This is a genomic window from Streptomyces sp. bgisy159 (assembly GCF_965341775.1).
In the GTDB taxonomy this organism is placed as follows: Bacteria; Actinomycetota; Actinomycetes; order Streptomycetales; family Streptomycetaceae; genus Streptomyces.
On record NZ_CBDQZH010000059.1, the window covers coordinates 1 to 20,409 of the forward strand.

Below are 20,409 nucleotides of genomic sequence, written 5' to 3' on the forward strand. Positions count from 1 at the left end.
CCCCCCCCCCCCCCCCCCCCCCCCCCCCCCCCCGGGCCCTGGTGGTGGCGGTCAGCGCCTACCCTCACAGTGCCGTCCCAGCGGTCATCCCCCGTACAGGTCCGACTCTGCGGGCGGGAGCTCGTTCTCGCTGCGGTTGTGCAGCCAGTTCAGCAGCCGGAAGCCGCGCTCGCTCTGTTCGGCGTTTCCCCACAGCGCGGCCGAGAACGCTGCGACGGTGAGCGCCCCAAAGGTGCCGAGCACGAACATCTGCGGGCCGGTGAGCGACTGGGGCTGGCTTGGGGTGTCCATCGGTGTCCTTCGCGTCAGGTGATGCAGGTGATCCAGCGTAGGAGCCACTCGGAGCGGGCCGTGCAGATATCCGGTGGAACGCCCCTTGCCGGACGCGGTAGCGCGAAGGGGCCCGTCCGAAGACGGGCCCCTTCGTTCCGTGCGGCTGGAGTTACCTGGACTGGATCCACCAGTACAGGGAGCCTCCGACTGCGGTTCCGACGCCGCCGGCCACGCCGAGCACGAATCGCCAGGCAAGCGGCTTACTGCGCCGGACTACTCGGGCGGGCAGACCGTGCCCGCGGCCGATGGGAATCGACGTCGACCCGGGCGCTGGACTTTGTGACGGGCCCGGGGTTCCTGGATTAGCATGCAACTGGTGCTCCGATGGCTTGACGGTCGAAGGTGCATCACCGCAGGGAGCCCTCCCGGCATAGAGGCCTGAGAAACTTCACGCCGGGGCGGGCTCCTTCTGCTTGCCTTGGAGTCTACGAGGCAAGCGGGGGTGTCGGGCGGCCACCGGAACGGATTTCGCACCGCCCAGGCCCAGTTGTTTGAGCGTCAGAGAATCAAGAGTGACTATCCAGAACACTGTTGAGCGCTTTTCGGTTCCGATGTGAATTGGGTCACAGGGAAAACATGCAGGTCGGCGGCCTGTCCAGACGTTTTCCCACATGGAAGTTACTGCACGGAACCGCCAACTCCGAATAGCAAACACAGTCGCCCCACACCAAAAAGCCAGGTCAGAGCCACCCGGGCCATCCCCGGGCGGTCCTTGGGCGCCATCACCGGTCACCAACTCCTCAGCCCAACTCGACTGAGCACCGCTGGTCGCTCAGCGGGCGGAGCTCCGGTTGGAGACCTCGGTGTCGACGAAGATGCTGCGTGCGTCCGAGAGAGTCCGCCGGGATGGCGGCCTCCACACCGATGGACGGATGCCGTCAGCCGGCGGCCGCCGGGGAAGGAAGCCGGACATCGGGATGGAACTCCGCGTACGCCTCGCGGTGTTCGGCGAGATGCTCCCGCCCGGCCTGGGTGACGTGGAGCAGCGGCCAGGGACTACTGACGCGGGTTCAGCGTCGTCCAGAGCTCGGCGCACGCCACGGCCATGGCTCTCTCCCCCCTCCTCCTTCCTGGCGCTGGCGACTGATCGCTGGCCTTCTGTGCGCCGGGTGCTGCCTTACACAGCCGCTCAGCAGCGTGCCGCAGCCGGGAGGTCTCGACCGTGACCGTGGCGTGCGCGTCGTGATCGGACGGGATGAACTTGGCGCCCGCGTCGAGCAGTGCGGCGATCGTCTCGACGACGTCGGCGGCGTCGCGAATCCCTCCGGCCAGGTCGCCGGTCGAGTCCAGCCGATTCTCCGCGCGGGCCAGCTGGTCATACGGCTCCAGGGGACTCCTGAACATATAGGATAATTGCGGTTATCCTGTGCATATGCTGATGCCGGATCAGGACCCCGCCCATAGCTGCGAACCAAGCCCCGCGCTGCAGCAAGCGATGGAAACAGCGGCCGATCCCTGGTATGTGCCGCCGGGGCGTCCGTCCGGACCGCCCGAGCTGGACTTCCCGCCGGTCCGTAACGGCATCGACTACCTCGCCAGCGTCGTCGAGCACCTGGACGAGAACGCCTCGGACGTCGGGCCCCGCGACCTCAAGTACGCCGTCCTGCACCTGCAGGCCGCGGTCGAGGTGCTGCTGAAGGCCCGCCTGCAGCGGGAGCACTGGAGCCTGGTCTTCAAGGACCCCGGGAGGGCGGCCAGGAAGGACTTCGAGAGCGGGGACTTCGAGAGCTGCGGGACCGACGCCACGATCGACCGCCTGCGCGACATCGCGGGGATCGCCATCGACCGCAAGGAGGCCGAGGCGCTGAAGGACCTGGCGAAGGACCGCAACGCCCTACAGCACTACGGCCTGACGCACAACGCCCACGCGGTCGAGGCCCGCGCCGGCCGGGTGCTCGACTTCCTCATGCGCTTCCTGGACATACATCTTCTGCCGCTACTCGAAGGGCAGGAACGTGAGCGGGCAGGGCGGGACATGATCCCGGTGGCAGAGGGGGTGAAGAACATCAGCTCCTACGTCAAAAGGCGCCTCAACCGGCTGCGCGGCGAGCTGGCCGGGCTGGAGAGCCGGACCATCATGTGTCCCTCCTGCGAGCAGATGACCCTCGTCGTCGCCCCGCACAGCGGAGACTGCCGCTTCTGCGGCGCGTCCTGGGACTCGGCCGAGCTGCTGTCCTTCAACTATCTCGGCTGCTCCGACGGCCTGTTGGCCCGGGCCTACCCCTGCCCCCAATGCGACACCGGCGCCTTCGTCGAGGGCGTCAACTTCGCCGACGGCACCAGGCTGTCCGACACCCTGTACTGCTTCGGCTGCAGCGTCCGCCACGAAGCGCGGGACCTCGCAACCTGCGCCGGCTGCAGCCGCCCGTGGCCCGTCGAGGCCGACGCCGACCGCCTGGGTGCCACCCTGTGCCCGGACTGCTGGGATCAGGTCGCGCCGGAGGACGTCGCATGACCACAGTGCTGGAGCGGTCACCGCGGACGACGCTCAACACCATGCGGCGCGACCCGCGCGACCAGTGGCCTGAACATGCCCGGAAGCTGTACGACCACCTGGTCGCGCTGTACGGAGAGGGAGACGTGGTGCCCACCCTCGCGGCCTCCTGGATCGCTCACCAGCGCTCGGTCAACACGCAGAAGGCCTACGCCCGGGGCTTCAAGGTCTTCGAGGAGTTCGCCCGGGAGCACGGCGCGCACCCGATGGCGGTGAAGTTCCCCCTGGCGGACACCTTCCGCCTGTACCTGGAGACGGCGCCCACCTGGGTGCGGGTCAAGGGCGGTCGGCGCGGCGAGATGGTCCGGTCCGGGAAGCCGTACTCGGACGCCTCGCGGGCGAACGCCCTGTCGTCGGCCTCCAGCTTCTTCGCGTACCTGGACGTGGTCAGCGACGAACCGGTGAAGAACCCCTTCGACGCCGTTCAGCGCCCGGTGATCGATCCGAACTACTCGCCCACCCCCGGTTACACCGAGGAACAGTGGGTCACCCTGTTCGTGACCGCGCGTGACCACCACCGGGTCGCCGCGCACCGCAAGCGCGCGTACGCGATGCTGCTCCTGCTCTACACCTGCTGCCTGCGCATCGATTCCCTGCTGAGTGCGCGGGTCGAGCACCTCGGCTACGACAGGGGCCACCACATCCTGCGGATGAAGGTGAAGGGCGGCAGCTGGAAGAACAAGCCAGTCCCGCCGGTGGCCTGGGACGCGCTGCAGGACTACCTCGACGGCCGGACGGACGGCTGGCTGTTCGAGACGGCCAGCCGCAACCAGCTCGACGAACCGGCGGTGTGGCGGCTGCTTCAGTCTCTGGCCAAGCGCGCCGGGCTGCCCCCGCGCGGTCCGCACGGCACCAAGGGCGACGCCATCACCCACGCCCTGGCGAAGAGGGACGCCCGCCCCGACAAGGTCCAGCGCTGGGCCGATCACAAGGACTCGCGCACCACGCAGCGCTACAACCGGCGCAAGGAAATGTTGGACGACAGCCCAGGCTACGGACTCGCGGCCGACCTCGCCGGCACCCTGGGGCACGGCGAGGACTGAGTCAGACGGGTAGCAGGGGAGGCGCAGACGACCGTTTCCGCCCCCCAGTCGTGACCGGATCGCCGGATGCCAACCCAAGCGTGTGATCGCCGACCCTGCACTTTCCTGGTGGCGCTAGCCTCAGGACATGACCCACGGCCATGACGTCATGCCTCAACCCCCACCCGCCGAACCGGGAGTCCTCCGACTCCGTATCGACCCCGCTGCCATGTTTGATGAAGTCAAACTGAGGGCTACGCCGGGCCTTGCCCGCGCACTGCTAGCCCAGCTGGAAGAGCAGGGAGCGGACGCTAGCTACGCGGCTGAATTCGGCATCGACCCGGGTCACCTCATCATCGTTGCTTTGATGATGCGCGACAGCGGGGCCTGGATGACCTTGCGGACCGCCATCGAAGCGGTTGCCAACCGTCACCAGGGCGCCCGAATCCGTGTGGAGCTGGGAGACCGCACGATTGAGATCGAAGGCAAGAGCACGCCCGACATGGAGGCGCTCCTGCGCCAGGCGCGCGAGATCTTTGAAGCAGATGCTCAACGATGGCGCGAGAGCAGTGGTGGCGGCGGCACCGACCCTCAGGGGTAACAGCGGGCAGGCGAAGAGAGCGCTGAAGCCTTCCTGTGCTGAGGCGTTTCCGGGCGACAGCTGGGCCGACGAGGAACACCCGGTGGCCAGCGCCCTCACCCGGAACAGCACCGCCACATGCTGATGCGGCTGTCGGACATCGCCCGGCAGCTGCTCGACGAGCAGATGGTGCCCGATCCCGGACGGAGGCCGACTTGCGAGCGCCGGGTGGCTCTATACGAGCGGATGATCCGCGAAGACGAAGTCGTCCCCGCCGACGTCCACAAGTGGATCGCACGGGACCGCGCCCGCGCCGCCGACCCGCGCGCCACCCCCGGCACCGGAACTCCCTGGCCCGCCGAAGACCTCGGCGACAGCTGACGGGTTCCCGATTCGTCCAGGGCCGCGCCTGGCTTCGGCCGCGCGGGCAGTACGTCAACGAGTACAGCTCCCAGCAGCAGCGCCGGCGCGTGCAGCAGCTGCGCGAGCGCGCCAAGGATCTGCGCCGCGAGGCCCTCGAACTGATGAAGACCGCCCGGGAGATTGAGCAGCAGATGGACGTCGGCGACGTCTCGAAGGACATGTAGGCCCTGCTCCGCTCGTGCTCGTTGCGGTGGTCCTGTCAACTTGGCTGGTGGCACGATGGGTTGAGGCGTAGAAGGGCGGGGGTTTGCTGGAGGATAGGCGGCGGATTCAGACGGCGGTGCTGGGCGATGCGGCCTCGGAGGTGCCGCTGCTGCTGCCGCTGGAGGCGATCGAAGTGGACGCCTTCCGGCGGGAGCATGCGGGGGACACCTTCTGGTGCGGGCTGCTGCTGGGCGGCTGTGGCGGGCAGCTGACGACGAAGCTGTACACCGACCGGGTCTGTCACTTCGCGCACCACCCCGACCCGGACGGCCTGCCGCACGTGTGCGGGCGCCGCGCGCGTGATGTCTCCAGCGCAGATCATCTGTATCTGAAGGCGGCGGCGCTGGCGTGGCTGGCCGGCCGCGGCGAGAGCGCCCGGTTCACCTTCACGCAGCCGGACGGCCTGCCGGTCGGGTCGCTGCTAGACATCGCCTTCGAACGAGCCGGCCGCGCGCTGCGCGTGCATCTGGAGCCGGCGATCACGCCGGTGTGGAGCGACGAAGCCGTCGAGCCGGTGCTGGGGATGTCGGTGCCCGTCGACGACGACACCCTGATTCGGCGCTGGTACGTGCACCGGGTGCGGTTCGACAGCCAGGGCACCAGCCGCCAGGTCCGCATCGGCACGGAGGCCTTTGCCCGGCCCACGGAATGGTTCGGGCTGGACGACTGCGAGATGACCGACGCGGGTCTGCGGACTCCGGCCGTCGAGCGGATCATCCGCTCGCGGCGCACGCCCCCGCCCCGCCAGGTGGCCTTCTCCCACGATGCGCCGGTGGCCGACTCCGGCGTGGTGGTGGGGCAGGACGAGAGGGTGCGGCGCCTGCGCGATGCGCTGCGCGCGGGCTCGGTGCCCGCTGTCACCGTCCTGTGCGAAGAATTCGACGTCGATCCGCATCGGGCAGAGGGGGAGTTGGCCGCTGCGCTGGCCGAAGCGCACGTCTTCCTCGAGCGGCAGCGCGAGCTGCGTGAGGACCTGGTGCAGCAGCTGCGGCAGGCCGTTGCCGAGCGCAGCTCGGTGAAGGTGCGCTCGTTGCTGGTCCGGGTCGAGACCGTGGTGGGCCATGACCGGTCGAAGGACGAGGACGAAGCCATCCGCACGGCCGGCACGTTCCTCGAGGACCAGAAACGAAACGCGAGCTGGGCACACCGGGACCAGGCGCCCCCCGTCCGCGGGCCGAAGTTCTCCCGCATCCGCACCCCAGAGCGTCCGCGCGCCGCGCCGGCGCCTTCCTCACGGCCGGATCCGGCCGCGGCCGCGCACCGTCGGATGCGGGATCTACTCAGCGATCTGCGGCGCCTGGCCGGACGGCAGCCCGAGCATGAAATCAAGCGGATGATCCGTCAGCTGAAGAAGAGCGCGGACGAGGCCGGCGACCACGTCACCGCGCTGCAGCGCGAGGAGGTCGACTCCTGGGTCACGGCCACCCATGCCCTGTACCCGGCAGCCCCGGAGCAGGACCCGCACGTCAGGCAGGCCCAGGCCGCCCAGCGGCGGGTCCACGCGCGGCTTCGGGACCTGCGTCGCCTTCCCCGTGCCGGCCAGCCACTCAGCCGCGAGACTCGGTGGCTGATCAAGGCGCTGCAGCAGGATCTCGCGGACGCCGGGGACGAAGCGACACCGGCGCAGCGGCGGGCAGCGAATGCGTGGATCGCGCGGCTGGACGAACAGCCGTCCCGCCAAGGTGCATCTCAGACGTCCGGGCAGCACGGTCCCGGCCGGAGGCGCGAGGACGGGACCGACAAACGCACGGGCGGCCGAACCCGAAACGTGCAGCGGGAGCGGGAGCGGCTGACCGAAGCGAAGGTCACCGAGGCGGCGGCCGCGGTACGCGGCGCGTTGAAGAAGGCCGCCCGCGAGCGCTCCACCACGTCCTGGTCACGGCTGCGCCGTCAGCTCGGCTCCGCCTTGCCCCATCACCTTCACCCCGACGACCAGGTCGCCGTTCTCGCCCAGGTCGACGCCCACACGCCGGCCGACGAACCCCTCCTCACCGCGCTCGTGGCGGCCACCGACACCAGTTCAGCGTCTGTGTATCAGCGGGTGGCGAGCCACCTCGGCAGGACAGTGCCCGATGACGCTCAGGCGGCCCGCTCACAGTGGCAGACCGACGTCCTGCACCTCCAACAGCTCTACCGCTACAAGTGAGTCGGGGACCGCTCAAGCCGGGCGGGCTGGAGGGTGAACGAGGCCGCTGGCACGATGAGATGAGGTGAAACGGGCGGGGGTGCGGCGTTGCGCAGTAGCGGGTTATCGGGCGCGGACCGAAGGCAGATCCAGACGGCGGTGCTGGGGTCGGTGGACTCCCAGGAACCTCTGGTGCTGCCGCTGGAAGCGATCGAACTGGACGCGCGTCGGCGGGGAGGACGCCTCCCCTACGGCCTTGGTCTCAGCCTGAAGCGGAACACCCCCGCGTCGGCAGGGAGGACTGGGCGAAGCACCGGGCCGACCGCGAAGGCGACGGAACACCCCCGCGTCGGCGGGGAGGACCTCGTCGGTGCCGGTGTAGCCCACGGACAGAACGGAACACCCCCGCGTCGGCGGGGAGGACGCGCCAGGTGCGCAGCGCGGCCAGGGCTGCCTCGGAACACCCCCGCGTCGGCGGGGAGGACCGATGGTTGTAGGCCGTCGGTCCCCCGAGTTGTGGAACACCCCCGCGTCGGCGGGGAGGACCTGCCCGAGACGTTCTGGAACGCCCGCCCCGTCGGAACACCCCCCGCGTCGGCGGGGAGGACCGAACCTGCGCGATGTGGGCGGCGTCGAGGGGCGGAACACCCCCGCGTCGGCGGGGAGGACGACCTGCTCCAGGACAACGAGGCCCGCTACTACGGAACACCCCCGCGTCGGCGGGGAGGACAGGCCCTCCTCGGCCATTGCCGCGGCGAGCAGCGGAACACCCCCGCGTCGGCGGGGAGGACAGGCCCTCCTCGGCCATTGCCGCGGCGAGCAGCGGAACACCCCCGCGTCGGCGGGGAGGACACCACAGGGGAGGAGCAGGTGGACGTCTTCGGCGGAACACCCCCGCGTCGGCGGGGAGGACGGGCGGCCGTTCGCCGCTGATGATGGTTTCTGCGGAACACCCCCGCGTCGGCGGGGAGGACGGCCCGCGCGGTGGTGCCGCGCAAGCCGGACGGGGAACACCCCCGCGTCGGCGGGGAGGACGAACAGCCTGAACAGTACGACAGCCCCGGCGACGGAACACCCCCGCGTCGGCGGGGAGGACCCGAGCTCGCCGTAGCGAACGGCTCCCCCTCGCGGAACACCCCCGCGTCGGCGGGGAGGACCCCAGGATGCTCGGGGCCTGCCTGCCGCGCTCCGGAACACCCCCGCGTCGGCGGGGAGGACGCTCTCTGCCGAAGATCTTCATGATGTACTCGCGGAACACCCCCGCGTCGGCGGGGAGGACCCTTCCCCCGCCACCCCGACCAGGCGTACGGTCGGAACACCCCCGCGTCGGCGGGGAGGACGTGCCAGCTGGCGTGCCGGGCCTGGAAGACCTCGGAACACCCCCGCGTCGGCGGGGAGGACAGGGGGATGTTCCGCGGCCTGGAGCCGCCCAAGAGGAACACCCCCGCGTCGGCGGGGAGGACGCAGCGCTCCTGATCCGGGCCCACTGCGGTCACGGAACACCCCCGCGTCGGCGGGGAGGACAGCGGCGGCGATGCGCGTGATCTCGAATCGTCCGGAACACCCCCGCGTCGGCGGGGAGGACTCGGCGCCGCGCACCGCGTTCCGGCCCAGCTTCGGAACACCCCCGCGTCGGCGGGGAGGACTTCCCGACGACGTGCTGGACATCGTCCTCGACCGGAACACCCCCGCGTCGGCGGGGAGGACGCCGGCCGGCGCAGCTTCAGCCCTGAGGTGACCGGAACACCCCCGCGTCGGCGGGGAGGACGCGTCGCCGGGCGCGATGTGCCACGACGCCTGCGGAACACCCCCGCGTCGGCGGGGAGGACCGGCTGAGGCGCAGCGGGCGGTGCAGGCCGGGCGGAACACCCCCGCGTCGGCGGGGAGGACCGGGACTCGCGCACTCCGGGTGTCCGGCCGCGCGGAACACCCCCGCGTCGGCGGGGAGGACTCGTTCGCCGACACCGTGGCGCCCGACGGCTCGGGAACACCCCCGCGTCGGCGGGGAGGACCACCTGCAGCACGTGAACCCCCGCCACATCGACGGAACACCCCCGCGTCGGCGGGGAGGACCAGACGGTCGTACTCGGGAGCGGCCTTGCCGACGGAACACCCCCGCGTCGGCGGGGAGGACACAATCTCAATGACGCCAGGAGAAACACGTGACGGAACACCCCCGCGTCGGCGGGGAGGACCGCCAACCCGGACCTCACGGTGACGGTGGCCGCGGAACACCCCCGCGTCGGCGGGGAGGACTGGATGGCCGGCCCGCTGGAGATCGCGCAGGACGGAACACCCCCGCGTCGGCGGGGAGGACGGCAGCGGCGGCGCGGTCGACGGCAACGCCCACGGAACACCCCCGCGTCGGCGGGGAGGACTACCTTTCAACGGCGCTTGGCCCGGAACCCACCGGAACACCCCCGCGTCGGCGGGGAGGACTGGCACGCCCTCATCCTCCACACCAAGATCTACGGAACACCCCCGCGTCGGCGGGGAGGACCACGTTCTGCGAGGCAAGTCAAGCGGCCTGGTCGGAACACCCCCGCGTCGGCGGGGAGGACCCTTCCTGACCTGGCACTTAAGAGGGGCTTTGCCCTTCTTTTGCCCAGTGGCAGGGAGAGGGTCGTGATGCCTGAAAGTGCACGAGGTCACCATATGCGCAGCTGTATGGCCGGTGCAGCGTTGTCGGTGGAGGGTGGTTCAATGCCGGCTCCGGGAGGCTGGTAGTCCATCGGCCGGGAAGGGAACTGGCGTGCCTCAGACGTGGGATGTGCCGGATGAGTCGGCGTGGGGGAAGTCGCGGGGACTGGACCCGGCGCTGCCGCCGTATCCGCTGGTTCGGCATCTGCTGGACGCCGCCGCGATGGCGTTGCACCTGTGGGACTCCTATCTATCGGAGAACCAGCGTCTGCGGATCGCCGACGGGATGGAGCTCGCGGGGGCGGGCGAAAAGGCCCGGGCGGTGGTCGGGCTTTGTGCCGGTCTTCACGATATCGGCAAGCTGTCGGGGTTCCAGTTCTGTTCGCGGCACGGTAGCGATCACCTGAGTCCGGGGCTGGCCGCTGGCAGGACGAAGATGAGCGCTGAGCGGGTCGGACATGATGTGGCCGGTCTGCAAGCTGCCGAGGAGGTGTTGGAGGCTCTGGGGCTGGCGGGGGACGGCGAACTGGAGGTCGCGCAGCGGTTGGCTGAGGTGATCGGTGGTCATCATGGCCGTTTCCACCGCGTCGAGTACGGTATCGCTCCAGCGTTTCTCGGTGACGCTGCTTGGGCGGGGGAGAGGGTTGCGCACGCGGCTGCAGTGTACGAGGCGCTGGGCAGGCCGCAGGCGCCGGAGATGTTCGAGGCACCGGCCGCGGTGCTGGTGACCGGGGTGGTCATCCTCGCGGACTGGCTGGTCAGCCAGGACGACTATCTCCGGCGGCGGCAGCGCGCACTCGAGCCGACGCTGCCGGAGCACTTTCGGCGCTCGCAGGAGGACGCGCCCCGGTTGCTGGAGGCCGCCAGCCTGGCCCGGGTGCGGTTGCGACGCAAGGAGTTCGCGGAGGCCTATGGCATCCGTGGCGAGCCGAATCCGCTGCAGCGGTCCGTGATGGATGAGCTGCGGGCGGCGGTGGGCGCCGGGCAAAGGGGCGGAATCGTCCTGGTGACTGCGGCTCCGGGAGATGGGAAGAGCGAGACGGCGCTGGAGGCCGAGCGGGTCATGTCCGAGGCCTTCGGCACGGAGGGGTATGCGTTCCTGCTGCCGACGATGGCCACCAGCGATCAGATGCATCTGCGGGTCACGAAGACGTTGCTGCGTCAGTCCGGTGAGGACGCCGGGCTGACGCTGGTGCACAGCATGGCCTGGCTGAACAGCGCCTACGCTGACGAGGATTTGGAGACGCAGACAGTTCTGACCTGTGACGGCGACGAACTCTCGGAGGGCGGCCGCCGGGCGGAGGCGGACATGCGGCCGCAGCGGTGGCTGCGCGGTTCCAAGCGACCGCTGCTCGCTCAGTTCTCGGTCGGCACGATCGACCAGGCGCTCATGGCGGTGCTGCCGGTCCGGCACAACGCGCTGCGGCTGCTGGCACTGTCGGGGAAGACGTGCATCGTCGACGAGGCCCACGCCTATGACCCGTACATGCAGGTGCTGCTGGGCCGGCTGCTGAACTGGCTCGGGGCTTACGGGGTGCCGGTCGTTCTGCTGTCGGCGACCCTTCCGGCGTCGGTAAGCGACCGGCTGATCAAGGAGTACCTCCAGGGCACCGGCTGCCACGCCAAAAGCGCCCTGCGTAAAAGGACTTTCCCGGCGCCCTACCCGGGGTGGCTCTACGTGGACGGGGAGACCGGCCGGGCCACCCCTATCTCGGACGCCCGCCGGCACGAGCAGTCGCAGACGCGAAGGATGAAGCTCGATGTCGTGGTGGAGCCGGTCGTCCACGGCGTGGCCGGCGGGGCTCGTTCCCGGATGACAGTGATCGAACGGCTGCTGAAGCCGGTCGGCGAGGGTGAGGGCGGGACCGCCCTGGTGGTGTGCAACACCGTCGGTGACGCGCAAGAGACCTACCTGCGGCTTCGTGAACGGTTCGACCGCCGCTCCCACCGTCAGGGCGGTGATGTACAGCTACTGCACGCCCGGTTTCCCGGGGACGTCCGCGAGGCCCGCACGCGTGAGGTGACCGACGGCCTGGGCCGTGGCGGGCCGCGTCCGCCGCGGCGGATCGTCGTCGCCACCCAGGTCGTCGAGCAGTCCCTCGACCTCGACGCCGACATCGTCATAAGCGACCTGGCCCCACTGTCGTTGCTGCTGCAGCGCGCCGGGCGGTGCTGGCGGCACGAGAACCACTGGACCCGGCACGGATACCCGGACGGCCGTGGCCGCCCAGCCTGGGCAGACGCACCGCGACTGGTTGTCCTCGACCCGATCGCGGGAGGCGGACAGGTGCCGGTACGGTGGGGCGAGGTGTACTCCGAGCACCTTCTCACCACCACCTCCCGGACACTCAAGGGCATCTCCGGCGGCACCATCGCCATCCCGGATGACGTCCCGGTCCTGGTCGAAGCCGTCCACGGAGACAGCGAGGGCTTTCAGTGGGACAGCCCAGGCGACCACGAGGCGAAGGCCTGGACAGCGCACAAGGGCAAGGAGATGGCGGAGCGCAGCATGGCCGGCCTGCGCGCGGTCCCGCGCGCATGGAGTGTCGCCGAGTTGCACGACCTGCACCATCTGCCTGGTGAAGAGGACGAGTGGGAGCTGTCCACCAGGCTCGGCGCGGATTCGGTGCGGCTGCTGTGCGTCTACGCCCAGGAGAACGGCCGGGCGACGCTGGATCCGGAGGGGAGTCAGCCGCTTCCGGAAGCCGCGCCGGGCGGCAAGATGCCGGTGGAGTCGGTGCGGGCGGTCATGCGCCGCACGATTCCGGTCCGCGCCGACTGGCTCAGGGAAGCGGATCCCGACAGTCTCGCCCCGCTGGAGTCGTGGACGGAGCACCCGATGCTCGGAGAACTGCGTGTTCTTCGCCAGGTTGTGCGGGGCGGGAGCGTGCAGACGGTGAAGGTCGGCGGCACGACACTGTCGCTGGATGAGGATCTCGGGCTTGTCCGTAAGTGACCGAGTTCGGTCGATCACCCCCACGTCGGCGGGGAATGGGGTGGAGCTGGGGCAACCCTCCTGCTCCTCAACCGGAACACCCCCGCTTCGGCGGGGAGCGGCCCCCAGAGGGCGCGGAAGACCACTCGTGGAGGTTACCGGGAGAGGCGGCGGTACGCCTCAGCAGCCCCCAGCAGCAAGGCGCTGCACGATCCGATCGTTGCCGGTTCGGGACGCATGCCGATCACGATCACAATGACGGTCACCACAAGCACCCAAGGTGCTGCGGCAGTCCACGGGACGGGAAGGTCCGGCTGCATGGTTCTCCTCACGACGGGGCCGAGCAACTCCCGGTTGGCATCGGCGCGTTGGCGATGTTTGTAACCCGCCCAGGACAGTGCGGGCAAGTCGATCTTTCTCTCCGGAACCCTCCCTCTCCAACACCCTCCTGGTCTTCAACCTTCGAGAAATGGGTGTGTCCCCTCTTCGGGAGTGCTCTACTGGTGCTGCGTACGACGGGAAACGGCTCTGTCAGTGGTGGCTGCTTGAATCTGACATGACGCCAGAGAGGGCTGCTACGGGGGGCTTTGCCGTGCCGGTGTGTCATGCGATCAGAGGATGTTGGAGGGGGTGGCCGTGAGTGGGGGATTCGACCTGCGGGTCGAGCCGTGGATTCCGGTCCGTCTGCTGACCGGTGATTCGGCGTGCGTGGGCCTGTGTGAGTTGTTCAAGCGGGCGCACGAGATCGAGGACCTGGAGCTGCCGGTGCCGCCAGCAGCTGCCGGACTGATGCGGATTCTCGCGCCCATGGCAGCGCGGATCGCCGCGGACGGCGAGGTGCGCCTGGACAACGTGGACGTCGCGGAGAAGATCAACGACTGGTCCAGACTGCGGAACCGGATCCTGAAGGCCGGCCGGTTCGATCCGGCGGCCGTGGACGCCTACTTCGACCACAAGGAACTGCGGGGACGCTTCGACCTCTTCGACCCCGACAGGCCGTTCCTCCAGGACCCGCGGCTGCGCGCGGAGTGCGTGGACGCGAAGGGGCTGCCGAACTCGTCCGGGGTGAACAAGCTCGTGATGGGCCGCCCCACAGGGATCAACGGGGCGGTCCTGTTCGGGCATTTCACCGACACCGCGCCGGTGCCGGTGCCGGCCGCCGAGGCCGCCTGGCATCTGATCGCGCAGCTGTACTACGGGCCGTCCGGGCAGTGCACGCCCCGCCGGATCACCGGTGAGCGGGCGGGCAGCGGTGACGCGGCCCCGATGCGTAAGTCCGTCTCCTACTTTCCGTGGGGGCCCGACCTGTTCACCACGCTGGTGCTGGCCGTGCCGAGTCCTCAGGCCGAGGTCGACTGGGAGGCGCAGGACGCGTGCCCGTGGGAGGAGGACCTCAACGACCCGCTCAAGCCTCTGCCGCCGGTCACGTGGCCGGGCCGGATACTGACCGGCCGGTTCCGTCATGCCGTGCTCCTCGTCCCGTCCGAGGACAGCCGGACGGTGACCGACGCCTACATCACCTGGGCGACACACGAGCCGCCGCACAAGGTCCGCGACCCGTACCAGATCCTCGACCGGCGCAACGACGGCGACTTCCAGCCACGGGAGGCCGACGGGGCCCGTGCCCTGTGGCGGGACCTCGACTCGCTGCTGCTGAAGGACAGCCGGCAGGACACCCAGCGCCCCCCGGTGCTCGAGCACCTGCCCCGGACGCTGCTGCCGCGGCTGCGGGTGCGCGCCTACGGCTTCGACCAGGACGGCCAGCAGAAGGACAGCGTCTGGTTCAGGGCGACGACTCCGCCGGTCCTGCAGTGGCAGGAGGAGAGCGACGCGGAGATGGCGCACCACGTCCGGCGCTGCCACGCTGCCGCCGAGAAGACCGGTGAGCGGCTCGACTATGCCGCCCGGATCGCCTGGAAGATCGCCACCGACGCGAGTGTCGATCTGTCGCCGAAGGCCAGGATCAAGCTGGACCACCGTAAGCCCGGCCCGTGGGCGTCCGCCTCGATGACCCGGTACTGGCCGGCCGCCGAGACGGCGTTCTGGCAGCTGACCAAGCCCGGTCAGGTCGGCGAGCAGGCCGGCAAGGCGTTCGCCGATGTGGCGCTTGCCGCTCTCGACGAGGCCATCGGGCAGGGAAACCGGGCGGATATCCGGGTGGCCCGTGCCCGCCACAGGGCCCGGAACCTGATTCTCGCGCTGCTGCGGCCCTCGACCCACACCGACTGATCGACCCCGGTCGGACCCGCGCCGGCTGTCTGCCGGTGCTCTCACCGTCACCCCGTCCCAGGGATGTCTCATGACCGATTCCGTGTCGGCGGCGCCTGCTGTTCCGCCGAACTCTTGGACCGTCCGCGTCGCGGACAAGTTCGTCGACCACGTGCACCGCTTGTGCGAGTCGACCCAGACCCGTGCCGCTCTGCGCCGGGGCCTGGGCCTGCCGGTGGAGCGGTGCAACTACATGCACCGCTACCTGGTGCCGTGGCTGCGGGACAACGGCGACCCCCATCATGGCGACGTCCGGCGGGCCTACTACGCGGTGGCCTCACTGATCGCCGCCCGCCCCCGCTCGGCGCGCGACGCCGCGCCGAACGAGACCGCGTCGCTCCCCTGGTACGAGCGCCCGAACCTCGGAGCCTCTGTGGGCCAGGCCGTCAAGAAGGGCGTGCTCAAGGAGAACTCCGCCGAGAGCGCCCTGCACCTGATGGCACGGCAGTCCGCCGACGCCATCCACTCGGGCCTGCCCGCCCTGACCCGACACCTGCTCAACGGCGGCATCCCTGTGGACTGGGCGGTCCTCCTGGAGGACCTCGCCCGGTGGAACCGCAGCCGCGACCGCATCGCAACCCGCTGGCTAGAGAGCTACTTCCGCACCTCGACCGGCGCCACCGAGCCCACCGACTCCGCCCCTGCCACCCCCGATCTCGCCGAGGAGAACGACCGATGACTCTCTACCTGGACCTGAGCGCCCTGCAGTCGGTGCCCGCCGCCAACCTCAACCGCGACGACCTCGGCTCCCCCAAGCAGGTGCGCTACGGCAACGCTCCCCGTATCCGGGTCTCCAGCCAGTCCTGGAAGCGGGCCATCCGCCTCGGCGTGGAGCAGGACCTCGGGGAGAAGGCCGCCCGCACCCGCCTGGTACCGGCGAAGGTCCAGCACGCCCTGGAGAGCGCCGGCTGGCCCACCGATCTGGCCGCGTTCGCCGGAGCGCAGGTCGCCGCGAGCGCCGGAAAGAAGGGCATCGGCACCGAAGCGGCCGGCCACACCTCGGTACTGCTGTTCCTCCCCGAAGCCGCCATCGACGAGCTCGCCGCCGTGTGCGCCGAGCACCGCCAGGCCCTGGAAACCGGCATGGGCAGGAAGAAGCCGGGCCAGCTGCTGCCGCCGCAGACGATCGAGAAGATCCTCAAGCGGCGCACTGCCTCCATCAGCCTTCTCGGCCGCATGCTCGCCGAGCTCCCGGACGCCAACGTGGACGGGGCGGCCCAGGTCGCCCACGCCTTCACCACCCACGCCGCCGAGCCGCAGCGCGACTACTTCACCGCCGTCGACGACTGGCTGGGCGAGGCCGAGACGGGCAGCGGCCACCTCGACACCGCCGAGTTCAGCGCCGGCGTCTTCTACCGGTACGCGACCGTCAACGTCGCCGATCTGCTGAACAACCTCGAGGGCGACGTCAAGGCCGCCCGGACCGTACTCGGCTCCTTCGCCGAGCACTTCCTGCTCTCCCTCCCGCAGGCCAAGAAGAACAGCACCGCCCCGCACACCGTCCCTGACCTGGCCTACCTCGCCGTGCGCGAGCACCGCCCGCTCTCCCTGGCCGCGGCCTTCGAGACCCCCGTCACCGGCGACCGGCAGGGCGGCTTCTCCCAGCCGTCCCGCCAGGCCCTCGACACCTACGCCGGCAACATCAACCGCCTCACCGGCAACCGCAACCGCCGCTTCCACGGCCACACCATCATCGACCCCGCCGAGAAGTACACCGGGCTCGGCACCGCCCACGACTCCTTCGACCAGCTCATCGACGCCGCGATCGCGGCCGCCGTACCTGCCGCCCAGGACCAGCAGTGAGCGGGCTCCTGCTGCGCCTGGCAGGGCCCCTGCAGTCCTGGGGCGAACGGTCCGCGTTCACCCCGGTGCGCGACACCGCGCCCTTCCCGACCCGCTCGGCGCTGATCGGGATGTTCGCCGCGGCCGAGGGCATCGGCCGCGAGGACACGGGCCTGGAGCGCTACCAGGATCTGCGGCTCACCGTCCGCGTGGACCGCCCGGGCATCCGGCTCGTCGACTACCACACCGTAGGCGGTGGCTTCCCCAAGGACCGCACCGCCGCCACCAGCGGAGGCAGCAACAAGGGCGCCGCCGTCATCACCCGCCGCCACTACCTGTCCGACGCCGTGTTCGTCGTCGCCGTCACCGCCCCCGAGGAGACCGTCGACCGCCTCGCAAACGCCCTCAGCCGCCCGCACTGGGCGCCGTACCTGGGCCGCCGTTCCTGCGTGCCCGACGAGCCGTTCCTCCTGCGCCGCCACGTCGACAACCCCGAGGAGGAACTGCGCACCCGGGTGCCGCTCAGCCGGACCGCACCCCGGATGAGGAACGACCCCGGCGAGGAGACCGGGACGATCCCGGTGGAGTTCCTCCGGGAACAACCCGCCCCGGGCCGGCCGGCACCGGACAGCGGCGGACCCGGCGACACGGCACCGGCCGACGCCGTGGACACCATTGACGTGAACGACGTACCGGTGAGCTTCGCCCAGCACGGACGCAGCCATACCGGCCGGCGCCTCCACCGCACCGTGGAGCCCGTACCCCGCGACCTCGCAGGCCCCCAGGACACCTTGATCCAGCGCCTGATCGACTACGCCCACCTCGAGGAAAGCGCATGAACGACCACCCGGTGCTCGCCCGCATCCGCCTCAACCCGCACAGCCGCGACGTGCAGCGGGACCTGCGCGACGCCACCCAGATGCACCGCACCATCATGCGGATGGCCCCCCACAATCTCGGCGACGCCCCCCGGCGGCAGGCCGGACTGCTGTACCGCCTGGACGAGACCGACACCTCCAGCACCCTCCTCGTCCAGGCCGCCCAGCTCGACCCGGCACGCCTGCCCACCGGCTACGGCCAGACCGACATCAAGAGCCTCGGCCCGATGTTCACCGCACTGCGCAAGGGACTCGGCGTCCGCTACCGCATCGTCCTCAACCCCGCCAAACGAGAAAGGCTCTCCCTTCAGGAGAAAGGGAAGCGCGGGCGGATCGTGCCGCTCTCCGGTGCCGACGCCGACCAGTGGTGGCTCCGCCGGGCCGCCGAAGCCGGCCTCGACCTGCACGTCCTGACCCCCACCGGCACGGAACCGGCCCGCCCCCGAGGGCAGAACGCCTCCCGCATGCGGCACAGCCTCCTGCGCTACGACGGCACCGCCACCGTCACCGACCCCGACGCCCTGCGCGATGCCGTCACCCACGGCATCGGCCGCGGCAAGCCCTACGGCGCCGGCCTCCTCAGCCTCGCCCCCGCGACAACCTCGTGAGCGCATCACGACGCGGCGGTGGGGGAGACGCACGCAGACGCCTCGCCGCCCCCACCCTCGCCATGCTCCCCCGCGTCGCGGACTCCCTGTCCTTCCTCTACCTCGACATGGTCCGCGTCGTGCAGGACGACACCGGAGTGTGCGCACAGATCCAGATGGACAAGGACCGCACCGACCTCGTCTACATCCCCACCGCCGCCCTGTCCTGCCTGCTCCTGGGCCCGGGCGTCTCCATCACCACCCCGGCCCTGACCACCCTCGCCCGCCACGGCACCAGCGTCGTCTGCGTCGGAGCGGGCGGCATCCGCGCCTACGCGGGCATCCTCCCGGACTCCCTCACCACCCACTGGCTCGAACAGCAGGTCGCGACGTGGGCCGACCCGGCACGACGCCTCGAGGCCGCCGTCCGCATGTACCGGATGCGCTTCAAAGACACCGACGTACCGGAATCCGTCACCCTGGACCAGCTCCGCGGCATGGAAGGCCAGCGCATGAAGGCCCTCTACAAGATCCTCGCGCAGCAGCACGGCATCGGACGTTTCCGCCGCAACTACCGGCCCGACCAATGGGAGACCCAGGACCCCGTCAACCTCGCCCTGTCCGCCGCCAACACCTGCCTGTACGGCGTCGTCCACGCAGCCCTGCTCGCCCTCGGACTCTCCCCGGCCCTCGGCTACGTCCACACCGGCACCCAGCATGCCTTCGTCTACGACATCGCCGACCTCTACAAAGCCGACATCACACTCCCCCTCGCCTTCGCCCTTCACAACTCCGACAACCCCGAACAGGAAGCCCGCCGCCGCTTCCGCGAAGACCTCCGACTCCTACGCCTTCTGCCCCGCATCATCCAGGACATCCAGTCCCTGCTGGCCCCACCCCGCACGACCACAACCGACAACGACACCGACGAAGAACGCTCCGAACGGCATGACGCACGGATGGTCCACCTCTGGGACCCCAAAGCCGGAGTCCTCCCAGCAGGCGTCAACTACGCCAACGGAGGCGACTGATGCCCTCCATGGTCGTCATCGCCACCACTGCGGTCCCCGACCACCTGCGAGGCGCCCTCAGCCGATGGACCAGCGAAGTAGTGCCCGGCATCTTCGTCGGCAGCGTCTCCGCCCGCATCCGCGACGAACTCTGGCACATCGTCACCGAAGTCGTGGGCAACGGCGCCGCCATCCTCGTCCACCCCGCCGCCACGGAACAGGGCTACGCCATCCGCACCGCGGGAACCCGCCGCCGGGTCCCGGTCGACTTCGACGGACTTACCCTGATCCGTATGACCGCCGCACCAAAGGTAAAGGAAACGCAATCCCCTTCTTAAGGCACAGGTCAGAAAGGGTCCTCCCCGCCGACGCGGGGGTGTTCCGATCATGGTGCACGCCCTCGACGTGCCGGAGCGGTCCTCCCCGCCGACGCGGGGGTGTTCCGTCCATCGCGCTGCGCACCGGCACCCAGGCCGGGTCCTCCCCGCCGACGCGGGGGTGTTCCGGCTGGACCTACCGCGGCACCGCCGCCGACGGCGTCCTCCCCGCCGACGCGGGGGTGTTCCGCCGCAGAGGCGGCCGAGATGCCAGCTCATGTGGTCCTCCCCGCCGACGCGGGGGTGTTCCGGTGACCGCGGTGTTCCCGGCCACGACCCAGTTGTCCTCCCCGCCGACGCGGGGGTGTTCCGAGGTGCGGGCAATGTCCCGGGCGAGGGGCATGGTCCTCCCCGCCGACGCGGGGGTGTTCCGCCGCCACCGACCAGCCCGGCGCCGCCGCGATCGTCCTCCCCGCCGACGCGGGGGTGTTCCGGCCGCCGCGCACGTGCAGACCCACACGCAGCAGTCCTCCCCGCCGACGCGGGGGTGTTCCGACGTGGGCCTTGGGGGCGTCGTGGTCGGTGGTGTCCTCCCCGCCGACGCGGGGGTGTTCCGACGGGCACCAGCAGCGCCAGCACCCAGATCACGTCCTCCCCGCCGACGCGGGGGTGTTCCGCCGCACCGGACGGGCCGGACGCCGCCGCTTCAGTCCTCCCCGCCGACGCGGGGGTGTTCCGTTCGCTGCCCTGGTCGTCGTCGACGGCGACCGGTCCTCCCCGCCGACGCGGGGGTGTTCCGCGGCGGGGTGGA

General features: G+C 70.4%; 15 protein-coding genes and 2 CRISPR repeat arrays (1 of these 17 only partly in view). Of the genes, 13 read left to right on the forward strand and 2 right to left on the reverse strand.

What is annotated here, in order from left to right; translation table 11 throughout:
• Positions 1-84 precede the first annotated feature (84 nt).
• Positions 85-291, reverse strand: a complete 207-nt coding sequence (locus ACSLTV_RS33165; RefSeq protein WP_435613461.1) for a hypothetical protein — start codon at positions 289-291, stop codon at positions 85-87.
• A 1,038-nt stretch (positions 292-1,329) separates the two neighbouring features.
• A complete protein-coding gene (locus tag ACSLTV_RS33170) occupies positions 1,330-1,677 on the reverse strand; it encodes a hypothetical protein (RefSeq protein WP_435613462.1) in 348 nt (115 codons plus the stop codon).
• 28 nt (positions 1,678-1,705) lie between these two features.
• Here ACSLTV_RS33170 and ACSLTV_RS33175 point away from each other — a divergent pair, with 28 nt between their 5' ends.
• The 13 genes from ACSLTV_RS33175 to cas2e all read left to right on the forward strand — a co-directional run bounded on the left by ACSLTV_RS33175 (position 1,706) and on the right by cas2e (position 19,619).
• Positions 1,706-2,788, forward strand: coding sequence for a hypothetical protein (locus ACSLTV_RS33175; RefSeq protein WP_435613463.1), 1,083 nt, complete (start codon positions 1,706-1,708; stop codon positions 2,786-2,788).
• Positions 2,785-3,870, forward strand: a complete 1,086-nt coding sequence (locus ACSLTV_RS33180) for a tyrosine-type recombinase/integrase (RefSeq protein WP_435613464.1) — start codon at positions 2,785-2,787, stop codon at positions 3,868-3,870. The genes ACSLTV_RS33175 and ACSLTV_RS33180 overlap by 4 nt, the downstream gene beginning before the upstream one ends.
• 127 nt (positions 3,871-3,997) lie before the next feature.
• The gene (locus ACSLTV_RS33185; RefSeq protein ID WP_435613465.1) at positions 3,998-4,450 is read left to right on the forward strand and encodes a hypothetical protein; all 453 of its coding nucleotides are present in this window, start codon (positions 3,998-4,000) and stop codon (positions 4,448-4,450) included.
• A gap of 117 nt (positions 4,451-4,567) precedes the next feature.
• Positions 4,568-4,810 (forward strand): hypothetical protein, encoded by a 243-nt coding sequence (locus ACSLTV_RS33190; RefSeq protein WP_435613466.1) that lies wholly within the window; start codon positions 4,568-4,570, stop codon positions 4,808-4,810.
• Positions 4,811-5,099: 289 nt separating this feature from the next.
• Positions 5,100-7,202, forward strand: a complete 2,103-nt coding sequence (locus ACSLTV_RS33195) for a zinc finger domain-containing protein (protein ID WP_435613467.1) — start codon at positions 5,100-5,102, stop codon at positions 7,200-7,202.
• A 252-nt stretch (positions 7,203-7,454) separates the two neighbouring features.
• Positions 7,455-9,742: direct repeats of the CRISPR family, unit length 29 nt; unit sequence CGGAACACCCCCGCGTCGGCGGGGAGGAC.
• 191 nt (positions 9,743-9,933) lie between these two features.
• Positions 9,934-12,777 carry a CRISPR-associated helicase Cas3' gene (cas3, locus tag ACSLTV_RS33200; protein WP_435613468.1) on the forward strand — a complete coding sequence of 948 codons (2,844 nt, stop codon included), beginning with the start codon at positions 9,934-9,936 and terminating at the stop codon, positions 12,775-12,777.
• A 615-nt stretch (positions 12,778-13,392) separates the two neighbouring features.
• The gene (gene casA / locus ACSLTV_RS33205) at positions 13,393-14,985 is read left to right on the forward strand and encodes a type I-E CRISPR-associated protein Cse1/CasA (protein WP_435613469.1); all 1,593 of its coding nucleotides are present in this window, start codon (positions 13,393-13,395) and stop codon (positions 14,983-14,985) included.
• Positions 14,986-15,055: 70 nt separating this feature from the next.
• Positions 15,056-15,703: a type I-E CRISPR-associated protein Cse2/CasB gene (casB, locus tag ACSLTV_RS33210; RefSeq protein WP_435613470.1), complete on the forward strand. Its 648-nt coding sequence runs from the start codon at positions 15,056-15,058 to the stop codon at positions 15,701-15,703.
• Complete coding sequence (gene cas7e, locus ACSLTV_RS33215) at positions 15,700-16,827, forward strand: type I-E CRISPR-associated protein Cas7/Cse4/CasC (protein WP_435613471.1); 1,128 nt, start codon at positions 15,700-15,702, stop codon at positions 16,825-16,827. Before casB ends, cas7e begins: the two co-directional genes overlap by 4 nt.
• On the forward strand, positions 16,824-17,645 hold the full coding sequence (cas5e, locus tag ACSLTV_RS33220; protein ID WP_435613472.1) for a type I-E CRISPR-associated protein Cas5/CasD: 822 nt from the start codon (positions 16,824-16,826) through the stop codon (positions 17,643-17,645). Before cas7e ends, cas5e begins: the two co-directional genes overlap by 4 nt.
• Positions 17,642-18,292 carry a type I-E CRISPR-associated protein Cas6/Cse3/CasE gene (gene cas6e / locus ACSLTV_RS33225; RefSeq protein WP_435613473.1) on the forward strand — a complete coding sequence of 217 codons (651 nt, stop codon included), beginning with the start codon at positions 17,642-17,644 and terminating at the stop codon, positions 18,290-18,292. The genes cas5e and cas6e overlap by 4 nt, the downstream gene beginning before the upstream one ends.
• A 62-nt stretch (positions 18,293-18,354) precedes the next feature.
• Complete coding sequence (cas1e, locus tag ACSLTV_RS33230; RefSeq protein WP_435613486.1) at positions 18,355-19,302, forward strand: type I-E CRISPR-associated endonuclease Cas1e; 948 nt, start codon at positions 18,355-18,357, stop codon at positions 19,300-19,302.
• Positions 19,302-19,619 (forward strand): type I-E CRISPR-associated endoribonuclease Cas2e, encoded by a 318-nt coding sequence (gene cas2e, locus ACSLTV_RS33235; protein WP_435613474.1) that lies wholly within the window; start codon positions 19,302-19,304, stop codon positions 19,617-19,619. The genes cas1e and cas2e overlap by 1 nt, the downstream gene beginning before the upstream one ends.
• Before the next feature lie 17 nt (positions 19,620-19,636).
• Positions 19,637-20,409: a CRISPR direct-repeat array (repeat unit 29 nt; unit sequence GTCCTCCCCGCCGACGCGGGGGTGTTCCG) (it continues 2,147 nt past the right edge of the window).

Excerpts from the sequence above, each read along its gene's own strand:
- ACSLTV_RS33165 (WP_435613461.1), bottom strand. The coding sequence starts at position 291 with ATGGACACCCCAAGCCAGCCCCAGTCGCTCACCGGCCCGCAGATGTTC.
- ACSLTV_RS33170 (WP_435613462.1), bottom strand. The coding sequence starts at position 1,677 with ATGTTCAGGAGTCCCCTGGAGCCGTATGACCAGCTGGCCCGCGCGGAG.
- ACSLTV_RS33175 (WP_435613463.1), top strand. The coding sequence starts at position 1,706 with ATGCTGATGCCGGATCAGGACCCCGCCCATAGCTGCGAACCAAGCCCC.
- ACSLTV_RS33180 (WP_435613464.1), top strand. The coding sequence starts at position 2,785 with ATGACCACAGTGCTGGAGCGGTCACCGCGGACGACGCTCAACACCATG.
- ACSLTV_RS33185 (WP_435613465.1), top strand. The coding sequence starts at position 3,998 with ATGACCCACGGCCATGACGTCATGCCTCAACCCCCACCCGCCGAACCG.
- ACSLTV_RS33190 (WP_435613466.1), top strand. The coding sequence starts at position 4,568 with ATGCTGATGCGGCTGTCGGACATCGCCCGGCAGCTGCTCGACGAGCAG.
- casB (WP_435613470.1), top strand. The coding sequence starts at position 15,056 with ATGACCGATTCCGTGTCGGCGGCGCCTGCTGTTCCGCCGAACTCTTGG.
- cas7e (WP_435613471.1), top strand. The coding sequence starts at position 15,700 with ATGACTCTCTACCTGGACCTGAGCGCCCTGCAGTCGGTGCCCGCCGCC.
- cas6e (WP_435613473.1), top strand. The coding sequence starts at position 17,642 with ATGAACGACCACCCGGTGCTCGCCCGCATCCGCCTCAACCCGCACAGC.
- cas1e (WP_435613486.1), top strand. The coding sequence starts at position 18,355 with ATGCTCCCCCGCGTCGCGGACTCCCTGTCCTTCCTCTACCTCGACATG.
- cas2e (WP_435613474.1), top strand. The coding sequence starts at position 19,302 with ATGCCCTCCATGGTCGTCATCGCCACCACTGCGGTCCCCGACCACCTG.